A 19000-nucleotide genomic window follows, 5' to 3' on the forward strand; every position below is an offset into this window, starting at 1 on the left:
GAGTGGGGCCCTACCGGCCGCAGCGTCGCGGGCACTACGCCCGCGACGGCCGCGTTCCGACAGGTGCGGCCCTCATACCGTGCCTGCAATGGCGCGCCTTCATGCCGCGCTGTCGTGCCGTGCCTTCATTCCGTTTCCACATGCGTCGCACGATCTGCGCGGTCGCTCGCTCGACCCGTGTGCGGCTGGAGACATGCACCAGGGCGAGGTGGAAGAGCACCGGTGCACAGCATGGCGTCGCGTTCCTCCGTGAAGCCCCGGCCTGGATGGCCAGGACCTCGGAGAAGGGGTCGAACAGCACGCCGGAGTCAGTCGGCCATGGGCAGGTACACCCTGTTTCCGCTCGCCGCGAACTCCTTCGACTTCTGGAGCATCCCCTCGGCGACCTCTTCGGCCGTCGCCCCCGCAGCCGCCGTGCCGCCGAACTGCTCGGTGATGCTGTGGCTGATCTTCATCGAGCAGAACTTCGGCCCGCACATGGAGCAGAAGTGCGCTGTCTTGGCGGGCTCGGCCGGGAGGGTCTCGTCGTGGAACTCCCGGGCCGTGTCGGGGTCGAGGGCCAGGTTGAACTGGTCCTCCCAACGGAACTCGAAGCGGGCGTCCGACAACGCGTCGTCCCACTCCTGTGCGCCCGGATGTCCCTTGGCGAGGTCCGCCGCATGGGCCGCGATCTTGTAGGTGATGACGCCCGTCTTGACGTCGTCACGGTTGGGCAGGCCCAAGTGCTCCTTGGGCGTGACGTAGCAGAGCATGGCCGTGCCCCACCAAGCGATCATCGCGGCACCGATGCCGGAGGTGATGTGGTCGTACGCCGGCGCGACGTCCGTCGTCAGCGGGCCGAGCGTATAGAACGGAGCTTCATCACAGATCTCCTGCTGAAGGTCGATGTTCTCCTTGATCTTGTGCATCGGGACATGCCCCGGGCCCTCGATCATGGTCTGTACGTTGAAACGCTTCGCGACCCTGTTGAGTTCCCCTAGAGTCCTCAACTCGGCGAACTGGGCAGGGTCGTTGGCGTCCGCGATCGAGCCGGGCCGCAGGCCGTCGCCGAGCGAGTACGTGACGTCGTACGCAGCGAGGATCTCGCAGAGTTCCTCGAAGTTCTCGTACAGGAACGACTCCTTGTGGTGCGCCAGGCACCAGGCCGCCATGATCGAGCCACCGCGCGAGACGATGCCCGTCTTGCGGTTCGCGGTCAGCGGGACGAAGGGCAGCCGCACGCCCGCGTGGACGGTCATGTAGTCCACGCCCTGCTCGGCCTGCTCGACGACCGTGTCCTTGTAGATCTCCCAGGTGAGCTCCTCGGCCCGCCCGTCGACCTTCTCCAGCGCCTGGTAGAGCGGGACCGTGCCGATGGGGACGGGGGAGTTCCGCAGCACCCACTCCCGCGTGGTGTGGATGTTGCGGCCGGTGGACAGGTCCATGACCGTGTCGGCGCCCCAACGGGTCGCCCAGGTCATCTTCTCGACCTCCTCCTCGATGGAGGAGGTGACCGCGGAGTTGCCGATGTTGGCGTTGACCTTCACCAGGAACCGCTTGCCGATGATCATCGGCTCGATCTCCGGGTGGTTGACGTTGGCCGGCAGCACGGCCCGGCCCGCCGCGATCTCCTCGCGGACGACCTCGGGAGAAACGCTTTCCCGGATGGCCACGTACTCCATCTCCGGCGTGATCTCGCCCCGCTTGGCGTACGCGAGTTGCGTCACCGCCTGTCCGTCACGGCTGCGCCGGGGCTGGCGCGGACGCCCCGGAAAGACCGCGTCGAGGTTGCGCAGTCCACCGCGCGGCGAGGTGTGCTTGATCCCGTCGTCCTCGGGGCGGACGGGTCGGCCCGCGTACTCCTCGGTGTCACCGCGGGCGATGATCCAGTTGGCCCGGACGGCCTCGAGGCCCCTGCGTACGTCGGTGTCCACGGTCGGATCGGTGTACGGGCCGGAGGTGTCGTACAGAGTGACCGACTGCCCGTTGGTGAGGTGCACCTGACGGACCGGCACCCGCAGGTCGGGGCGCGAACCCTCGACATACGCCTTGTGCCAGCCGATGGACTTCCCGGCCTCGCCGTTCTGGGACGGGGAACTCTCGGACAGGGCCCCGTTCGTCTCGCTGGAGGCAGGCGTGCGTACGTCCTTGTTGGTCATGAGACCTACTCCCTACGCCGGCATTACCCGGTAACAGGTTCGGCGGTCGACGCAGCGATTTCCGTCCAGCGATGTTCCACGTGAAACATCGCGTCTACGGAGGTCAGCGCCCTCTCAGCCCGGTGCTCCGAGCTCCCGCGTGTGCAAAGGTGCCCCCACGCTAGCGTCAGATGTGGCGCGGTGAACAGTGGGCCCGGGCCGTTCTTGCGATGATCGGTCGGTGACCACGACGCAGCAGCCCCCAATCCCGCCGTCCGAACCGCCCCACGGACACGGCCACGACGGCCACGGTCACGGCGGCGGACCTGGGCACGGCCCCCACGGCCCCGGACCGGGCGGCGGCGGAGACGGGCCCGGCGGCGGTGACGGTGGCGGACCGGGTGGCGGCGGGCACGGCCACTCCCACAGTCACGGACCCGCAGCACCTGTCTCGATGCATCTGCGCAAGGTCATCGCGGCCGTGCTGATCCCCTTCGCGGCTGCGGTAGTCGTCGGCCTCGTGGTGCTCTGGCCCGGCGGCGCCCCGGGGCACGAGCGCACCGGTGTCGGCTTCGACCGACAGACCCAACAGGCCACCGTGACCAAGGTCGACAAGGTCGACTGCAAATCGGTGAACGCCTCGGGGGAGACGCCGACCGGCGACACCTCGACCGCCGAGGGCTCGTCGGCGCAGCAACAGGCGTCCGGCAGCTGCAAGAAGGCGACGGTCCGGGTCGACACCGGCAAGGACAAGGGCCGTACCTTCACGGAGATCGTCCAGCCGGACTCCTCGCGGCAGCTGGAGCAGGGCCAGGAGGTGATCGTCGCGTATGCGCCGGATGCCCCCAAGGAGCTCCAGTACTCGGTCACCGATGTGAACCGCAAGCTCCCGATGACGCTGCTCGCCGGGATCTTCGCCGTCGCGGTGGTCGTGGTGGGCCGGATGCGCGGCGTCATGGCGCTGGTCGCACTGGCCGCCAGCTTCCTCATCCTGACGTTCTTCATCCTCCCCGCGATCCTGCAGGGCTCGAACCCTCTGGTCGTGGCGGTGGTCGGAGCGAGCGCCATCATGCTGATCGCGCTCTATCTGTGCCATGGACTGTCCGCCCGTACGTCGGTGGCGGTGCTCGGCACCCTGCTCTCCCTGTTGCTGATCGGGCTGCTCGGCTCGCTGTTCATCGACTGGGCCGCGCTGACCGGCAACACGGACGACAACACCGGTCTGATCCACGGGCTGTACCCGTCCATCGACATGAGCGGCCTGCTGCTCGCGGGCATCATCATCGGCTCGCTGGGTGTGCTCGACGACGTGACGGTGACACAGACGTCGGCGGTCTGGGAGCTGCACGAGGCCAATCCGACGATGGGCTGGCGCGGGCTGTACCGCGCGGGCATCCGCATCGGCCGCGACCACATCGCGTCGGTCGTCAACACGCTCGTCCTCGCCTACGCGGGCGCCGCGCTGCCGCTGCTGCTGCTGTTCTCCATCGCGCAGAGCAGTGTGGGGACGGTGGCCAACAGTGAGTTGGTCGCCGAGGAGATCGTGCGCACGCTTGTCGGCTCGATCGGACTGGTCGCCTCCGTGCCGGTGACCACGGTTCTCGCCGCCCTGGTGGTCTCGGCGGACCGCCCGGGCCCCGCCGCGCCGGCGCAACAGGAACAGCCGCAGCCGCAGCCCCAGTCGGGCGCCAGGGCGCCTCTGCGTGGCGGGAGCGGCCGCCGCCGCAAGCACTGAACCCGGCCCCTGCCGGATCCGGTTGCCGAGAGTTGAGAAGAAGCGTTACGGCAGCCCGTAAGGCGGCGAGGCAAGCAGCGGTATGAAGTGCGGCAGGCGCCGGGCAGGACGAGCATGCGTCACACCGGTACGGGACGACGTACAGCGAGGCGGCGCCATGCCTGCCCCAGCCCCGTTTCGCGTCATCCGGCGCTCTGTTCCTCCGCCAGGATGCGGTTCAGCGCCTCGTCGAGGTGCGTGTCGAAGTCCGCGAGGGAACGCTCCTGGCCCAGCGGCACCAGCCGGTCCGTACGGTCGAGGAACGCCAGCAGCGGCGCCGTCCCGCAGCGGAACAACGCGTGGTCGCCGCCCACCTGAAGCCGGATCAGCACATCGCCGAACCCCTCGCTGTCGGCGGGAGCGATGTGCACATCACCGTCCCCGCACGCCCGGCCCACCCCGTCGATCAGCAGCTCGCGGCCGAAGGCCCAGGTCACCGGGGCGTCACCGGGCAGGTGGAAGGTCAGCCGCACGGCATAGGGATCACAGGTCTCGTAGCGCAGCTCCACCGGGATGCGAAAGGAGAGCTCCTCCGAGACGACGAAGCTCATCATGACCTCTGCCTGTACTACCGACTCGCGCATCGCCTACCCCGTCGTTCGCCTTCGACTGGCCGGGAATCATCCACCTGACACTGCTGGCATCTTGCTGAACGTACACACCAGATCACAAGGAGTGAGTTTTCAGATGCTGATAGAGAGCGAGAGTGACCCCAGCAGCCTGCCGATCTCGCTCTGCAATCGGCGTGCCGCCGGCAGCAGTCGGTCGGCCTGGTGGGCAGGCAGAGAAATGGCAATAGTGGCCGCAGTACTGCCCACGGTGATCGGAATCGCGGCGCAGACCGTACCCAGCGCGTACGCCTGACGCTCGATCACGGGCTGCATGCGTCGCGCGGATTCGAGGCGTCGCAACAGAGTTCGATCGTCACGCACCGTATACGGCGTGATGGACCGGACGGGGTAGCGGTCGAGGTGGTCCCGACGGGCGTCCTCGTCGAGCTGGGACAGCAGGCACTGGCCGATCGCGTGCGCATGGCCCGTCTCACGGAAGTCGGCCCACTCCTCGACGGCGGGATTGGCCGGAGTGTCGGCGACGCACTGGACCTCGATCTCACCGTCGCGGTAGAGCGCGTAGTACACGGGTGCGCCGACCGAATCACGGCACTGCGCGAGTGCGTCGGCGACCATGCTGCGACGTTTCTGCTGGGCCCCGCCGTTGCTCAGCCGCTCGACCGCCTCGCCGAGGAAGAACAGGCCCTTCTCCCGGCGCAGATAGCCCTCGTGGGCCAGGGTGCGCAGCAGGTGGTACGCCGTGGGCAGGGCGAGCCCGGCCTCACGGGCGAGCTGCTTCGCGGGCGCCCCGTGCTCGTGGCGGGCGACGGACTCCAGGAGACGCATCGCACGCTGCACGGATCCGATGAGGGTCGTGGGATGCGGCTCGGAGGAAGGGACGTGTGGTCCGGCGGATGCGGTGTCAACCGTGGCCAAGGGGTGCTCCCGAAGCGCGAGGGGGGCCGCCCGTGCGGGGGTAACACGGGAGGGATCTGAGCGCCGCTCGCGGGTATCAACCCCGCGTCGAATTCCGGACTTTAACCGTCTGCCACCGCTCGCAGACGGCCTGTGCCGAAACTTCCCTCGCCCGAGGGAACTGCCGGTTCCTGTTACCGCCGGCCGGTTGCCGACCGGCGGGTCTCCCGTCGCCTACCAGTCGCTCCTCGACGAGGAGCTCGACATGAACCTCCGTACGACGTAGATCAGTCCGCCGACCAACGCCACGAAGACCAGCAGCTTGAAGAGCAGGCCGATCACGAACCCGACGACGCTCGCTATCAGGCCGCCGAACACGACCAGGGCGATGACCGGCACCGCGACCCACTTAATCCACCACGGCATACCCGCGAAGATCTCTCGCATCGCCCTTGTTCCTTGTCTCTCTGCCCGTTTCCGAGTGCTGTCCCGGCCCGCTCCCGAAGGTGACGGGTCTCGGATGTCCTGCCCTCGATGCTAGGCGCGGCAGGGGTGCCGACGGGGGCCTCGCACCCCTTGTCCTCCCCTGAACGTTCCCCTAGGGAACCCTGAGGCGGAGGTCAGCTCTCCGGCGGAGAGAAGACCACCACGACCCGCAGATCCTCGCTGATGTGGTGGAACTTGTGGGCCACCCCCGCAGGCACGTAGACGACGCTGCCGCGTGCCACCTGGGTCGTCTCCATGCCGACCGTGATCGCGGCGCGGCCGCTGACGACGAAGTACACCTCGTCCTGGCGGTGGGGCTGCTGCGGGTCCTGGGTGCCCGCGTCGAGCGCGTACAGGCCGACCGACATGTTCTTCTCACGCAGGAACTGGAGGTACGCACCGTCGTTGGCGGCGCGCTCCGCCTCCAGTTCGTCCAGCCGGAATGCCTTCATCGTTCTTGTCCGCCCTTGCCCCGCTGCTCGTATCCGATCACGTCTGTCACGATCAGACACATGAAGAATTTCGTAGTCAAGACGCTCGCCAACGCCGGCGCACTGGCCGTCGCCGTGTGGCTGCTCGACAAGATCACCCTGTCCGGTGACAGCACGGGCAAGGAGATCGGCACGCTGTTGCTCGTCGCACTGGTCTTCGGCCTGGTCAACTTCCTGGTCAAGCCGATCGTGCAGGTGCTGACGTTCCCGCTGTTCATTCTCACGCTCGGCCTGATCACACTGGTGATCAACGCCCTGATGCTGCTGCTCACCTCGTGGCTGGCGGACAAGCTCGACCTGAGCTTCCACGTCGAGGGCTTCTGGACCGCCGTCCTGGGCGGCCTGATCATCTCCATCGTCTCCTGGGCGCTGAACGTCGTCCTCCCCGACAAGGACTGAGCGACCAGATGCCCTATCGCGTGTGCTTCGTCTGCACCGGCAACATCTGCCGCTCCCCGATGGCCGAATCCGTCTTCCGCGCGCGGGTGGCTGAGGCCGGGCTGGACGGTCTGGTCGAGGTGGACAGCGCCGGCACCGGCGGCTGGCACGAGGGCGACGGCGCCGACCCACGCACCGTCTCCGTCCTCGAAGCGGGCGGCTACGAAGGCGGCCATGCGGCCCGCCAGTTCCACGCCGACTGGTTCACCCGGCTCGACCTGGTCATAGCCCTCGACGCCGGCCACCTGAGGGCCCTGCGCCGCCTCGCCCCCACTGAGGCGGACGCCGAGAAGGTGCGGCTGCTGCGCTCGTACGACCCTGCCGTCGCGTCGGCCTCGGGAGTCGACCTCGACGTACCGGACCCCTACTACGGGGGCCTGGACGGCTTCGAGGAGTGTCTTGAGATGGTGGAGGCGGCGAGCCCCGGCCTGCTCGCCGCGGTACGGGAGCAAGTGGAGGGACAGGCGGCATGACAGATTCCGTTACGGGAGTGGGTGACGGCACACGCGCGGTGCGGGCGGGGCTGCCCGAGCCCGTCAAGCACGAGCCGACCCTCCCGGGGCCGGTGTTCGCCGCCCACTTCCATCTGCCGGGCGACCCCACCGGCCCGTACACATACGGCCGCGACGAGAACCCGACCTGGACCCATCTGGAGCGCGCCATCGGCGAGCTGGAGGCTCCGGGGCACGACGACGTCGAGACGCTCGTCTTCGCCTCCGGCATGGCCGCCATCTCGGCCGTCCTCTTCTCCCAGCTGGGCGCCGGCGACACGGTCGTGCTGCCCGACGACGGCTACCAGGTGCTGCCGCTCGTGCGCGCACAGCTGGAGGCGTACGGAATCGAGGTGCGCACCGCCCCGACCGGCGGCGACGCCCAGCTCGACGTCCTCGACGGCGCGAAGCTGCTGTGGATCGAGACCCCGTCGAACCCGGGGCTCGACGTGTGCGACGTACGGCGGCTCGTCGAGGCGGCGCACGCGCGTGGCTGTCTGGTCGCCGTCGACAACACCCTGGCGACCCCGCTCGGACAGCGCCCGCTGGAACTGGGCGCCGACTTCTCCGTGGCCAGCGGCACCAAGCAGCTCACCGGGCACGGAGACATCCTCCTGGGGTACGTCACCGGTGGCGACGCCGTGGCGATGGCCTCCGTACGGCGCTGGCGCAAGATCGTCGGGGCGATTCCGGGGCCCATGGAGGCGTGGCTCGCGCACCGCTCCCTCGCGACGCTCCACCTGCGCGTGGAACGGCAGAACGCCAATGCACTGGTGATCGCCGAGGCCCTGCGCGACCGGCACGAGGAACTCGGGGTCCGTTATCCGGGGCTGCCCGGCGACCCGTCGCACAAGATCGCCTCTCAGCAGATGCGGCGCTTCGGGTGCGTGGTGTCGTTCACGCTGCCCACGCGCGCGCGTGCCGACCGTTTTCTCGACGCGCTGCGATTGGTGGACGACGCGACCAGCTTCGGCGGGGTGCGGTCGACGGCCGAGCGGCGCGGCCGCTGGGGCGGTGACGCGGTGCCGGAGGGCTTTATCCGCTTCTCAGCCGGTGCCGAGGATCCTCAGGACCTCGTGGCCGATGTGCTGCGTGCGCTCGACGAGTCCGCTCAGTGAACGCCCGCTGAGTCACCGGTCAGTAGCGGGCACGTACGGCGGACGGTCCGAGCCTCCCCCCTCGTGGCTCGGACCGTCCCGGTTCTGCGCGCGAAGAACCGCGCGAACAAGGCTAGTTGACTCTGTGTCAGTGTCCAATCACAGTAGCGACAGAGACCTATCGACATATTTATAGTTGGGGGCTTCCGGGAGCTGGAGAGAAAAGGAACGCCATGGATCTGGCCTTGCTGCGGACCTTCGTGACCGTGCACCGGGCCGGCTCCTTCACCCGCGCGGCCGCCCTGCTGGGCCTCTCGCAGCCTGCCGTCACCTCCCAGATCCGGACCCTCGAACGACAGCTGGGACGCCCTCTCTTCCTGCGTCAGGCCCGTGGAGTGACCCCTACGACCATGGGCGACGAACTCGCCCACAAGGCGGCACCCCATCTCGACGCCCTGGTGGAGATCGCCGAGACCGGTCTCGACGAGGACTCCTCCGTACGCACGCTCCATCTCGCCGGCCCGCCGGAGTTCACCGCCGAACGCGCCCTGCCCGCGCTCACCGAGCTGACCGGGGACGACGGCCAGGGCTTCGCGCTGCGTGCCTCCTTCGGCAACGCGGAGGAGACGCTGGAAGGACTCGCCGCCGGACATCACGATCTGGCCATCAGTACGGCCCGCCCGCGCGGCGCCCTGCTCACCGCGACTCCGCTCTGCGACGAGGAGCACGTCCTGGTCGCCGCCCCGCGCTGGGCCGACCGCCTCGGCTCCGGCTCGTTACGTCACCGGGGCGAGCCCTCCCTGGAGAACTTCCCCGTGGTGGAGGTGCACGAGTCGCTGCCGTTCGTCGCCCGCTACTGGGCCTCCGTCTTCGACTCCCGCCCGGCCGCCTCGGGCACCGTCATCGTCCCCGACCTGCGCGCTGTCCTCGCCTGTGCGACCACCGGCGCCGGGCTCGCGGTGTTACCGCGCTATCTGTGCGCACCGGCTCTGGCGCGGGGAGACGTCGTCGCACTGACCGAACCCGCGGTGCCTCCGCTTCGTACGTACTTCCTGGTGGTACGCACCGGCACACTGGCCATGCCCCATATTGCGCGGGCGCACGAGTGGCTCATGCACGCCGCCATAGACTGGTCATGACCAAGATGCATCACCTCGTCAAGAGGGCGATGTTTCACGTGGAACCAACTGGGCCACATTTCTCCCATGACCGTCCGACCCGTGGTCAAGCGCACCGCCCGGGCCGTCCTACTGGACGGCAATGACCTGGTCCTCATCAAGCGGACCAAGCCCGGCGTCGATCCCTACTGGCTGACGCCCGGCGGCGGGGTCGAGCCGGAGGACACGACCGTCGTCGACGCACTCCATCGTGAGGTGCACGAGGAACTCGGCGCCAAGATCACCGATGTGGTGCCCTGCTTCGTCGACACCGTCGAGCACATCGGCGAGGACGCGAGCACGACCGGCGTGAAGGTCCAGCACTTCTTCGTCTGCCGCCTGGAATCCATGGACCCCTCGCTGCGCCATGGCCCCGAGATCGACGAGCCCTGCGGAGAGTACGAGATCGTGCGGATCCCCTTCACCCGCGTGGGAATCGCTTCCGTCCATCTCGTACCGCTGTCGCTGCGGCACTATCTCGACGGAAACATCGAGGGCGTACTGGCGATGCACGCACCCGACCTGGGCTGACGACTGGTTCGGAGTCAGTCTCCGGTCACGGCGAGTTCTTCCACCGAGTCGTGACGGATCCTCTCCGACGGGATGCCGATGTCCCTGAGCGCGTCGACCCCGCTGCGGATCATGCCGGGCGGGCCCGAAAGATACGCGTCGTACTCGTTCCACGGCCCGTACTCGCGTACGGCGTCGGGGAGATTCAGATGCCCGTGCTGGTCCACTATCGGGCGCACCGCGAGCCAGGGGTGGCTCTGCTGAAGCCGGAGCATCGTGTCGATGTCGTACAGGTCGTGATCGGTGCGGGCTCCGTAGAACACCTCGACCGGGCGCCGCTCGCCGTGTTCGGCGACGTCCTCGACCAGGGCCTTTATCGGCGCTATGCCGGTACCGCCGCCCAGGCAGAGCAGGCCGCTGTCGGTGGTGTGGTCGACGGTCATCGAGCCGGCCGGAGGGCCGAGCCTGACGACGTCGCCGGGGCGGGCGCGGTGCACCAGCGCGTTGGAGACCCAGCCCGCCGGAATCGCCTTCACGTGGAACGACAGCAGTCCGTCGGAGCGGGGCGCCGAGGCGAAGGAGTAGTGCCGCCAGATCCGCGGCCACCAAGGGGTCTCCAGGCTCGCGTACTGCCCGGCGAGGAAGGGGTACGGCTGGTCGGGGCGGACCGTGATGACGGCGACGTCCGGGGTCCTGAGGTCGTGCGAGACCACCTCGCCATGCCACCAGGCCGGCGCCCGCAGTTCGTCCGTGGCTGCGGCGTCGATCATGACCTGCGAGATCGTTGTGTACGCCCGCACCCAGGCAGCCTCGGTCTCCCCGTCCCAGCCTGCGGCGAACCGGCTGAGCGAGCCGATCAGGCACTCGCCGACGGCCGGGTAGTGCTCGGGGCGGGTGCCGTACTTGCGGTGGCCACGGCCGAGGTTCTTCAGATACGCGACCAGGACCTCGGTGTTGTCGATGTGCTCGGCCGCGGTCAGCAGTGCCCGCAGGAGCCGGTCCCGCTGAGTGTCCATCGCAGCGGGGAAGAGCTGGCGCAGCTCCGGGTGCCGTACGAAGAGCAGCGCGTAGAAGTACGAGGTGACCTTGTCGGCGACGGGACCCACCTCGGCCATGGTCCGGCGGATGAGGACGGCGTCGGGGGAGGCGGCCTGTGCGGGGGCAGGAACGGCTACGGCGGCGGGGGCAGGAACGGAGCGCCAGTCGGGAACGCGCGGCGCGTGGTCGGGCCCAGGTGGGGCGGGGGGACCGGTGTGGGCTTGCGGGGCGGGTGTCGCCTCGTACGTCATGGCTGGCGTCGCGGTCGGCCCGGCATGAGCAGCTCCGGCATGAGCGGCCCCGGCACGGGGGGCGTCGGCACGGGGAGCGTCGGCACGGGGAGCGTCGGCAGGTACGAACCTGGCGCCGGTGGGGCCGCCGTCAGGGGAACCCGCGTGGCGGCCGAGCGTCTCCGTGACTCCGGTGTCGACTCGTTCGGTGTCGGAGACGGTCTCGTCGGTCGGGGGTATTCGTTGCCCAGTCGTGGCGTCGGCGCCCGTTGTGGGCCTGCCGACGGGGCGCAGCGCGGCCAGGCGGTGGCCCTCGGGCGCCTCCTGCTCGCCGCCCGCGGGCGGCTCCGGCGGCTTGTGCGGCGTGAACCAGCCGCCCCCGCCACTACCCCCTGAAGTGCCGTTGTCGGCCGACGTGGTGGTCGGAGCGTCCATGGTGTGCCTCGCCTCGAACATCTTTCGGTCGGTCTGCGCACTTCCTCGGTCGGAAGATGCCTGCTTTCCCCCGCAGACTGCTTGCTTTCCCCGTTCCGCCCCGTCGCCCCATGGCGGCCACATTGAACCCCGGAATCCCGCACCCTACGGACAAGTAGGCCAAGAGTGTGACATTGGCCGCACTACAGCCATCGCAGCATCTCACCCTGCGCCAACACCCCGGCCACGTAACCGGAAATGCGGGTCTTCGATCTCTCTGTCCCGTTAGGCTGCATTGCCGTTTGTTCGCCCTGGCGGGATGCGCGGACATCACACCGGACACGAACCGGAGTCGACCATACCGGCCGCCGTCCGGCACACAAGTCCCCCCTTCCCCACGTCGGGAATTGAAGGGGGACCGGACCGTCAATTCCTTGAATTACCGGGCAGGGCACACCAATTCATAGGCACCCCGCAGATCCCGCCCCACGTAGGAGTGGGTGGCGAGACCTTCCACATGCCGGTCCGCGTTGACGGCGACGGATACCGGCACCACCCCGAACAGATCCCTGTCGGACATCGAGTCGCCGTACGCGACGCAGTCGGCTCTCGCCACCCCGAACTCCGCGCAGAGCCGGTCCGCGATCCGTACCTTGGCCGCCGCGCTCAGGATCCCGGCAGGGTCCACCGGCTCGGTGAACGGCACCGCGGGGAAGCGTGATCCGTACGCGGCGTGCGCGCCCCACCCCGTCAGCCGCTCGACGAAGAACGAGGGTGAGAGCGAGACAACGGCGCTGTAGTCGCCGCTCCCCCTGATGTCCGCCCAGACGTCCTGGATGCCCTCCAGCCACGGCGCACTCGCGAAGGCGGTCGCCACATGCACCTCGGTGAGATCTCTCCAGAGGGCGTGCACCTGCGTCGCGTACTCCGGCGGGCCTATGAGCCCCGCTCCGATCGCCTCGTCGAGCGCCACGGTCTCGGCTTCCAGGCCGAGCTGCCGGGAGATCTCCACAGGCGCCGAGGTGCCGTGCAGCAAGGTCCCGTCCAGATCGAAGAGATGAAGTCTCGCCATGTACGCCGAGGCTAGTACGTGGGGTTACTCCCGCCGGCAGACGTACTCTTCGCTCCCGCGCGGCACGGTGTTTCACGTGAAACTAAGCCGCCCCGCACGCCGGGCCACCCTCGTCGTCCATGTAGCCGCCTCCGCGGGCTGGCTCGGGCTCACGCTCGGGCTGCTCGCTCTGGGGATCACCGCGGCCACCACAGGGTCCGCGGTGACCGTGGAGGCCTCCGTACGCGCCATGAAGCTGTTCGCCGACTGGCTCCTGCTCCCCCTCGCGATCCTCACGCTCCTGAGTGGTCTGGTGCTGTCCCTCGGCACTCCGTGGGGACTGGCGAGGCATCGCTGGGTCTACATCAAGTTCTGGCTGACCCTGGCCACGATCACCGCCACTGTCTTCGCGCTGCGTCCCGGCGTCGGTTCCGCCGTCACGGCTGTTTCGGCAGGCGGCCCGCTGCCTGACGCCGGTGACGTTCTGTTCGGGCCGATCGTCTCGCTGTCCGCCTATCTCTTCATGACGGTGATCTCGGTCCTCAAGCCCTGGGGACTGACCCGGCGTGGACGGAGGCTGCGTGAGCAGAAGTCAGTCGGACAGAAGTCGCGTGGGCAAAAGATCAGTGCGGCTGCCCGGAAATCGGTGGACGCCGAGCGGGCATCTCAGACAGCCTGACCTGCGTGTCGACTCCTTCCCCCGCCTTCCAGCCCATCCGCCGTCTGACCCCACGCGATCTCACCGCCTGCGCCGATCTCGCCGAGAACCGCGGCTGGCCCCGCGAGGAGCACAAGTGGGGCCTCCTGCTCACGGCCGGTACGGGTTACGGCATCGACGACCCCGACGGGGGCCTCGTCACCGCCTGCGTCGTGACCTCGTACGGGCCCCAGGAGCGCCCCGCCCTGGCCGCGATCGGCATGGTGCTGGTCGCCGAGCGGCATGCCCGCCAGGGCGTCGGACGCAGGTTGATGCAGCATGTCGTCGCCGAGCTGGACACCACACCGGTGACGCTGCACGCGACGCCGTACGGGCGCCCTCTCTACGAGGAGCTGGGATTCAAGACCACCGGACGGGCCGAGATGGTCCGCGGCCACTTCGTCCCGGGCGGCCCTGAGCCCGAGGTCGCCACGCGTGCGGCCACGGCCGAGGACCTCAATGCGATCCTCCGGCTCGACGAAGGGGTCTTCGGTACCGACCGCACGCACATGATCACGCGCCTGCCCGCCTTCGCCGACCAGCTGCGTGTCGCCGAGGAGAACGGCCGGATCATCGGCTACGCGGCCGCCTGGCCCAACCTGGACAACCATGTCGTGGGTCCGCTGATCGCCCGGGACACGGAGACGGCCAAGGCGCTCATCGCCTCGCTGGCCGCCCACGTCGACGGACCGTTGCGCACCGACATCGACGTACGGCACGAGGAGTTGCTGGCGTGGGTGAAGGAACGCGGGCTCGCCCCCCTGAGTTTCAACGCGGTCATGACGTACGGCATCTCGGAGTTGCCGGGCGACTGGACGCGGCGGTTCGCTCCGCTCACGGTGGCTGCGGGCTGAAGGGCCGAGGGTGAGTTGGGCCGACGTCTGAGAGCTCGGCGACTGAGAGTTCGACGGTAGAGAACTCGGCGGTAGAGAACTGGCGGCCAACCGAAACGCCTGCCCCGGACGGGACAGGCGTTTCGGTGTTCCTGGCGCTCCGGCGCGTTCGAGCGCTCCTAAGCGAGCGTCTTCAGCGCGGTGGTGGCGAAGGCGTGGTCCTGCTCCGGCGCGCCACCGCCGACTCCGATCGCGCCGACCAGACGGCCGTCGCGGTGAACCGGGACGCCACCCGCGATGAAGAGCAGCGGGCGGTCGAGGGCGGTGGGCAGGGTGTGAAAGAGACCACCCGGCTGCACGGCGTCGACGAGGTCGGCTGTGGGGGTGTCCAGCTGCAGTGCCGTGTAGGCCTTGCGGGTGCTGGTCTCACCGGAGATCAGCACGGCCCGGTCGTCGCGCCGGAAGGCGAGCAGGTGGCCGCCCGCGTCGAGGACGGTGACGCTGACCGTGACGTCGGCGGCTTCCGCGGCGCGACGAGCGGCCGTGACGAGAGCCTCGGCGTCCTGGATGGTCAGCGGGGCGACGGCGGTGGTGCTCATGAGCTTGTTTCTCCTTGATGAGTGGTGCCGTGTGGGGGTGGGGGTGGCGGTTTGCCGGGTGGGGCGTGTGGGGGCAGTGATCTGCTGAGGTGCGGGTGAAGGCCTGCTCGGGGTTTCGGTGGGACACCGGGACAGCCCTGGCCCAGCGGTCGACCAAACCAGGGCGGATACGACCGCCCGGGCAGCGGGTCAGTGGTGGACAGCGGCCTTCTGCTGCGCGGACTCCGCCGAGGCCGCCCCGGTGACGACCAAGCCGTCGGTGGCGTCCGTGGCGTCGGCCCGGCGCTCCAGAGCGGCAGAGAGGACGGCGAGCGCAAGAGCGGCGGCAGCGAGGGCGGCACCGACCCAGTTGGGGGCGGTGTAGCCGAGGCCGGCCGCGATGACGAGGCCGCCGAGCCAGGCGGAGAGGGCGTTACCGAGGTTGAAGGCGCCGATGTTCACGGCGGAGGCGAGTGTCGGGGCGCCGTGCGCCTGGTCGAGCACCCGCTTCTGGAGCGGCGGCACGGTGGCGAACCCGAGGGCACCGATCAGCGCGATGGTCACGGCCGCCGCGATCTTGTTGTGCGCGGTGAGCGTGAACAGGGCGAGTACGACCGCCAGGGCGCCCAGGGAGACGTACAGCATCGGCATCAGGGCGCGGTCGGCGAACCTGCCGCCGACGAGGTTGCCGCCGACCATGCCGAGGCCGAAGAGGACGAGCAGCCAGGTGACGGAGCCGTCGGCGAAGCCGCCCACGTGCGTCATCATCGGCGCGATGTAGGTGATCGCCGCGAAGACTCCGCCGAAACCGAGGACGGTCATCGCCATCGCCAGCAGTACCTGGACGTTCTTGAACGCGGCGAGCTCGTGGCGCAGGCGCACGCCTTCCTGCTTGGGCATGTCGGGGACGAGCTTGGCGATGCCCGCCAGGCCGAGGACACCCAGAGCGGCGACGATCGTGAAGGTCACGCGCCAGCCGGCGGACTGGCCGATGAGGGTGCCCAGCGGTACACCGACGACGTTGGCGACGGTCAGGCCGGTGAACATCATCGCGATGGCGCCGGCCTTCTTGTCGGGCGCGACGAGGTCTGCGGCGACGACGGCACCGATGCCGAAGAAGGCACCGTGTGCGAGCGAGGCGACCACGCGGCCGATCAGCATCACGGAGAAGCTGGGAGCGACGGCGGAGAGCAGGTTGCCGATGATGAACAGCCCCATCAGGAGCATCAGCATCCGCTTGCGGGACACCTTGGTACCGAGGACGGTCATGAGCGGCGCGCCGAACATGACGCCGAGTGCGTAGCCGGTCACGAGGAAGCCCGCGGTGGGGATGGAGACACCGAAGTCACCGGCGACCTCGGGCAGCAAACCCATGATCACGAACTCGGTGGTTCCGATTCCGAAGGCCCCGATCGCGAGGGCAAGAAGCGCGAGAGGCATGGGGGAGAACCTTCCCAGACGATTGCAGGAGCGCTTTACATGCGTTGACAATACTTGCAGACGCTGACTACTTGCAAGCGCGGACTATCGCGGTAGTGCTCTATCCTGGTGTCAGCCGCTCCGGTACGGAGGAGAACGCCATGACAGCGACGGACCCCGCGCTCACCGCCCTCGCCCAGGGCTGGTGCGCCCTCTCCCTGCTGCACGGGAGGATCGAGGCGCACATCGAACGGGCCCTGCAGACCAAGCACGACCTGAGCGTGCGCGAGTACTCGCTCCTCGACGTCCTCAGCCGTCAGCACGACGGAGACGGCGGCCATCTCCAGATGAAGCAGGTCGCCGACGCGGTCGTCCTCAGCCAGAGCGCCACCACGCGACTGGTGACCCGCCTCGAGGACCGCGGGCTGCTCTCGCGCTACCTGTGCCCGACCGATCGCCGTGGCATCTACACGAATGTCAGCGCGGCGGGCCTCAAGCTCCTCGACGAGGCCCGGCCCACCAATGACGCCGCCCTGCGCGAGGCGCTCGACGCAGCCGCCAAGGTTCCCGAACTGGCTCCGCTGGTCCGCGTCGTGGAGTCGGCAAGCGTGCCGACGCCTGCGTAGCGAGGGCAGTTGCCCCACACGCAGGGATCGCCTGCCCCGAGGCACGTCTGCGTAGGGTGCTGCCATGGGAGATCTTGAGATACGACCGGCTGTCCCGGACGACGTCCCTGCCATCGTCGCGATGCTCGCCGACGACCCTCTGGGAGCGCAGCGCGAGTCACCGGACGACCTGAGTCCCTATCTGGCCGCCCTGGAGCGCCTGAGCGACGATCCGAACCAGCACCTGGTCGTCGCCGTGCGCGAAGGCCGAGTCGTCGGCACGCTCCAACTCACGATCATTCCGGGGCTGTCCCGCAAAGGTGCGACCCGCTCGATCATCGAAGGCGTACGCGTCCATGCCGACGAGCGCGGCAGCGGCCTGGGCACCCGCTTCATCGAGTGGGCGATCGACCGTTCCCGGAGCGAGGGCTGCCAGTTGGTGCAGCTGACCTCCGACGTCATCCGCACCGACGCCCACCGGTTCTACGAACGGCTCGGCTTCACGGCTTCCCATGTCGGGTTCAAGCTGCAGCTCTGAGGCGAATCCCGGCCGCCGAGTCGGTGCACGGGTCCGAGTGCGGCGAGGGGCACCCTGTGCGCGGCAAGGGGCGCCCTGTTTCACGTGAAACATCACGCCCCTGCCCATGCAACTCACCCATCGACGAACGACTAACCGATCCCGCGCCACCCCTCACGGTCCACACCACCCGGCACTGAAGCCCCCTCCTCGTACGGCTGCCGCGTGAACACGAACGACCCGAGGTCCAGGTGGTCCACCGATCCGTCGGGGCGCTGTACGGCCCTCAGGACCTCGCCCGCGTAGTAGCCGTCGAGTCCCGTCCAGGTCCCGTCTCCGTCGGCCCGGAAACGCGAACGCCGGCCGTTGCCCGACAGCGGCCCGAGCGAGACACCTCCTTCGGCCGTGAGGCGCAGTGCGAAGGCGTGCGTTCCCCAGTACCAGGGTCCCGCCAACTCCAGTACGGACCGGTCGACCTCGGGCAGCGGCCGCCACGGCTCGGGGATCGGGGGCTCGGCCTCGGCGACGATACGTACGAGATCGGCGGCGACCGTGAACACCGGCGGGCCGGAGGTGCAGTTGGCGAGCACGACGGCGGCCAGGTCGTCCTCGACGCTGACCAAGAGGCCGGCGAGGAAGCCGGGGAGGGAACCGGAGTGCCCCACAAGCATCCGGCCGTCCCGGTACTGGACCTGCATACCGAGGCCGTACGCGCTGCCGGCCGCCACCTCTTCGGCTTCGGCCGGCGCGGCGGGCGTACGCATCTCCCGAACGGACTCGGCGCTCAGCACCCGGTCGTCGCCCTTGGTCAGGAAGACCGCGAAGCGCGCCAAGTCGCCCGTGGTCGACCAGAGTTGACCCGCCGGTGCCATGCGACCCAGGTTCTCCACGGGTTCCGGCAGCATCACGTCCGCCCAGGGATGCACGGCCCAGCCGCCCGCGTGCGGTGCTTGAGGCTCCACGCCCGTGCGGTGCAGTCCCAGCGGTTCGAGCACCTCGTTCCGTAGGGCCTCCTCCCATGGGACGCCCCTCAGCTCCTCCACCAGCGCGCCCAGCAACGTATAGCCGGGGTTCGAGTAGTGGAACCGCCGTCCGACGGGATGCCGGTGCGGCTGTTCGCCCAGCACGTCGGCGAGTTCGGGGCGCAACGATCCGGGGGTGCGCTCCCACCAGGGGGAGGGCGATTCGGCTGCCAATCCGCTTGTGTGCGCGAGGAGTTCGGCGATCGTCGCCTCCCCCGCGCCGGTACCGGGAAGATGCTTCTCCAGCGGATCCCCCAGGTCCAGGACGCCTTCGTCACGCAGTCGCAGCACCAGGACGGCGGTGAACGTCTTGGTGATCGAACCGATCCGGTACTGCACGTTCTCGTCCGGCCCGTGCCCGTCCACCGAGGTGCGGGAGCCGTGCCAGACCGTCTCTCCACCCCGGACGACCGCCGCCACCAGAGACGGCGCCCGCCCCTCGGCCTGAGCGGTGGCGATTCGGTGCAGCAGGGCCCGGCGCGTGGTGGGTAGCAGTTCGTCCACAGGTGTCGTCATGGCCCAAGTCCACCTGCCCCGACGTCCCACGTCGAGCGCATTTGAGACCGACG

Annotated in this window: 20 protein-coding genes; 10 read left to right on the forward strand and 10 right to left on the reverse strand. The window is 69.0% G+C overall.

The window, feature by feature from the left end:
* Positions 1–308: 308 nt before the first annotated feature.
* Entirely contained in the window at positions 309–2138 is a 1830-nt protein-coding gene (gene thiC, locus OG718_RS28100) for a phosphomethylpyrimidine synthase ThiC (RefSeq protein ID WP_328845501.1), read from the reverse strand.
* 220 nt (positions 2139–2358) lie between these two features.
* On the opposite strand from thiC, the gene OG718_RS28105 reads away from it, so the two are divergent.
* Entirely contained in the window at positions 2359–3852 is a 1494-nt protein-coding gene (locus tag OG718_RS28105) for a YibE/F family protein (protein ID WP_143643346.1), read from the forward strand.
* 182 nt (positions 3853–4034) lie between these two features.
* On the opposite strand, the gene OG718_RS28110 is transcribed toward OG718_RS28105, so the two are convergent.
* The 4 genes from OG718_RS28110 to OG718_RS28125 all read right to left on the reverse strand — a co-directional run bounded on the left by OG718_RS28110 (position 4035) and on the right by OG718_RS28125 (position 6295).
* Positions 4035–4475: an SsgA family sporulation/cell division regulator gene (locus OG718_RS28110; protein WP_143643345.1), complete on the reverse strand. Its 441-nt coding sequence runs from the start codon at positions 4473–4475 to the stop codon at positions 4035–4037.
* 99 nt (positions 4476–4574) lie between these two features.
* Entirely contained in the window at positions 4575–5300 is a 726-nt protein-coding gene (locus OG718_RS28115; protein ID WP_143643434.1) for an IclR family transcriptional regulator, read from the reverse strand.
* Between the two features lie 291 nt (positions 5301–5591).
* Positions 5592–5804, reverse strand: a complete 213-nt coding sequence (locus OG718_RS28120; RefSeq protein ID WP_328845502.1) for a DUF5326 family protein — start codon at positions 5802–5804, stop codon at positions 5592–5594.
* 173 nt (positions 5805–5977) lie between these two features.
* On the reverse strand, positions 5978–6295 hold the full coding sequence (locus OG718_RS28125) for a cupin domain-containing protein (RefSeq protein WP_055610299.1): 318 nt from the start codon (positions 6293–6295) through the stop codon (positions 5978–5980).
* A 60-nt stretch (positions 6296–6355) separates the two neighbouring features.
* Here OG718_RS28125 and OG718_RS28130 point away from each other — a divergent pair, with 60 nt between their 5' ends.
* From OG718_RS28130 to OG718_RS28150, 5 genes are all read left to right on the forward strand, one after another.
* Positions 6356–6733, forward strand: a complete 378-nt coding sequence (locus OG718_RS28130; protein WP_143643343.1) for a phage holin family protein — start codon at positions 6356–6358, stop codon at positions 6731–6733.
* A gap of 8 nt (positions 6734–6741) precedes the next feature.
* Positions 6742–7245, forward strand: a complete 504-nt coding sequence (locus tag OG718_RS28135; RefSeq protein WP_143643342.1) for a low molecular weight protein-tyrosine-phosphatase — start codon at positions 6742–6744, stop codon at positions 7243–7245.
* Positions 7242–8381, forward strand: coding sequence for a cystathionine gamma-lyase (locus OG718_RS28140; RefSeq protein ID WP_328845503.1), 1140 nt, complete (start codon positions 7242–7244; stop codon positions 8379–8381). Before OG718_RS28135 ends, OG718_RS28140 begins: the two co-directional genes overlap by 4 nt.
* A gap of 212 nt (positions 8382–8593) precedes the next feature.
* Positions 8594–9499: a LysR family transcriptional regulator gene (locus tag OG718_RS28145; RefSeq protein WP_143643340.1), complete on the forward strand. Its 906-nt coding sequence runs from the start codon at positions 8594–8596 to the stop codon at positions 9497–9499.
* A 66-nt stretch (positions 9500–9565) separates the two neighbouring features.
* On the forward strand, positions 9566–10048 hold the full coding sequence (locus OG718_RS28150; RefSeq protein ID WP_143643339.1) for an NUDIX domain-containing protein: 483 nt from the start codon (positions 9566–9568) through the stop codon (positions 10046–10048).
* A 14-nt stretch (positions 10049–10062) separates the two neighbouring features.
* Here the strand turns inward: OG718_RS28150 and OG718_RS28155 are convergent, their stop codons facing one another.
* Complete coding sequence (locus OG718_RS28155) at positions 10063–11730, reverse strand: globin domain-containing protein (protein ID WP_328845504.1); 1668 nt, start codon at positions 11728–11730, stop codon at positions 10063–10065.
* Between the two features lie 418 nt (positions 11731–12148).
* Complete coding sequence (locus OG718_RS28160) at positions 12149–12781, reverse strand: HAD family hydrolase (RefSeq protein WP_143643337.1); 633 nt, start codon at positions 12779–12781, stop codon at positions 12149–12151.
* 76 nt (positions 12782–12857) lie between these two features.
* Here OG718_RS28160 and OG718_RS28165 point away from each other — a divergent pair, with 76 nt between their 5' ends.
* Together OG718_RS28165 and OG718_RS28170 are read left to right on the forward strand one after the other, a co-directional pair.
* Positions 12858–13439, forward strand: coding sequence for a DUF2269 domain-containing protein (locus tag OG718_RS28165; RefSeq protein WP_143643336.1), 582 nt, complete (start codon positions 12858–12860; stop codon positions 13437–13439).
* A 5-nt stretch (positions 13440–13444) separates the two neighbouring features.
* Positions 13445–14311: a GNAT family N-acetyltransferase gene (locus tag OG718_RS28170; RefSeq protein ID WP_328845505.1), complete on the forward strand. Its 867-nt coding sequence runs from the start codon at positions 13445–13447 to the stop codon at positions 14309–14311.
* Positions 14312–14469: 158 nt separating this feature from the next.
* Here OG718_RS28170 and OG718_RS28175 read toward each other — a convergent pair whose 3' ends face one another.
* Both OG718_RS28175 and OG718_RS28180 read right to left on the reverse strand, forming a co-directional pair.
* Positions 14470–14889 (reverse strand): GlcG/HbpS family heme-binding protein, encoded by a 420-nt coding sequence (locus OG718_RS28175; RefSeq protein ID WP_143643334.1) that lies wholly within the window; start codon positions 14887–14889, stop codon positions 14470–14472.
* A 189-nt stretch (positions 14890–15078) separates the two neighbouring features.
* Positions 15079–16308 carry an MFS transporter gene (locus tag OG718_RS28180; protein WP_143643333.1) on the reverse strand — a complete coding sequence of 410 codons (1230 nt, stop codon included), beginning with the start codon at positions 16306–16308 and terminating at the stop codon, positions 15079–15081.
* A 140-nt stretch (positions 16309–16448) separates the two neighbouring features.
* Between OG718_RS28180 and OG718_RS28185 the strand changes: the two genes are divergently transcribed.
* Together OG718_RS28185 and OG718_RS28190 are read left to right on the forward strand one after the other, a co-directional pair.
* Positions 16449–16913, forward strand: coding sequence for a MarR family winged helix-turn-helix transcriptional regulator (locus OG718_RS28185; RefSeq protein WP_143643332.1), 465 nt, complete (start codon positions 16449–16451; stop codon positions 16911–16913).
* 64 nt (positions 16914–16977) lie between these two features.
* Positions 16978–17430, forward strand: coding sequence for a GNAT family N-acetyltransferase (locus tag OG718_RS28190; protein ID WP_143643331.1), 453 nt, complete (start codon positions 16978–16980; stop codon positions 17428–17430).
* 131 nt (positions 17431–17561) lie between these two features.
* On the opposite strand, the gene OG718_RS28195 is transcribed toward OG718_RS28190, so the two are convergent.
* Positions 17562–18947 carry a serine hydrolase domain-containing protein gene (locus OG718_RS28195; protein ID WP_328845506.1) on the reverse strand — a complete coding sequence of 462 codons (1386 nt, stop codon included), beginning with the start codon at positions 18945–18947 and terminating at the stop codon, positions 17562–17564.
* Positions 18948–19000 lie beyond the last annotated feature (53 nt).

It is taken from the genome of Streptomyces sp. NBC_00258 (assembly GCF_036182465.1).
GTDB lineage: Bacteria > Actinomycetota > Actinomycetes > Streptomycetales > Streptomycetaceae > Streptomyces.

Coding starts and splice junctions, on each gene's coding strand:
- OG718_RS28185 (WP_143643332.1), top strand. CDS start 16,449: ATGACAGCGACGGACCCCGCGCTCACCGCCCTCGCCCAGGGCTGGTGC.
- OG718_RS28110 (WP_143643345.1), bottom strand. CDS start 4,475: ATGCGCGAGTCGGTAGTACAGGCAGAGGTCATGATGAGCTTCGTCGTC.
- OG718_RS28155 (WP_328845504.1), bottom strand. CDS start 11,730: ATGGACGCTCCGACCACCACGTCGGCCGACAACGGCACTTCAGGGGGT.
- OG718_RS28180 (WP_143643333.1), bottom strand. CDS start 16,308: ATGCCTCTCGCGCTTCTTGCCCTCGCGATCGGGGCCTTCGGAATCGGA.
- OG718_RS28130 (WP_143643343.1), top strand. CDS start 6,356: ATGAAGAATTTCGTAGTCAAGACGCTCGCCAACGCCGGCGCACTGGCC.
- OG718_RS28150 (WP_143643339.1), top strand. CDS start 9,566: ATGACCGTCCGACCCGTGGTCAAGCGCACCGCCCGGGCCGTCCTACTG.
- OG718_RS28140 (WP_328845503.1), top strand. CDS start 7,242: ATGACAGATTCCGTTACGGGAGTGGGTGACGGCACACGCGCGGTGCGG.
- OG718_RS28145 (WP_143643340.1), top strand. CDS start 8,594: ATGGATCTGGCCTTGCTGCGGACCTTCGTGACCGTGCACCGGGCCGGC.
- OG718_RS28175 (WP_143643334.1), bottom strand. CDS start 14,889: ATGAGCACCACCGCCGTCGCCCCGCTGACCATCCAGGACGCCGAGGCT.
- OG718_RS28160 (WP_143643337.1), bottom strand. CDS start 12,781: ATGGCGAGACTTCATCTCTTCGATCTGGACGGGACCTTGCTGCACGGC.
- thiC (WP_328845501.1), bottom strand. CDS start 2,138: ATGACCAACAAGGACGTACGCACGCCTGCCTCCAGCGAGACGAACGGG.
- OG718_RS28135 (WP_143643342.1), top strand. CDS start 6,742: ATGCCCTATCGCGTGTGCTTCGTCTGCACCGGCAACATCTGCCGCTCC.
- OG718_RS28190 (WP_143643331.1), top strand. CDS start 16,978: ATGGGAGATCTTGAGATACGACCGGCTGTCCCGGACGACGTCCCTGCC.
- OG718_RS28125 (WP_055610299.1), bottom strand. CDS start 6,295: ATGAAGGCATTCCGGCTGGACGAACTGGAGGCGGAGCGCGCCGCCAAC.
- OG718_RS28195 (WP_328845506.1), bottom strand. CDS start 18,947: ATGACGACACCTGTGGACGAACTGCTACCCACCACGCGCCGGGCCCTG.
- OG718_RS28120 (WP_328845502.1), bottom strand. CDS start 5,804: ATGCGAGAGATCTTCGCGGGTATGCCGTGGTGGATTAAGTGGGTCGCG.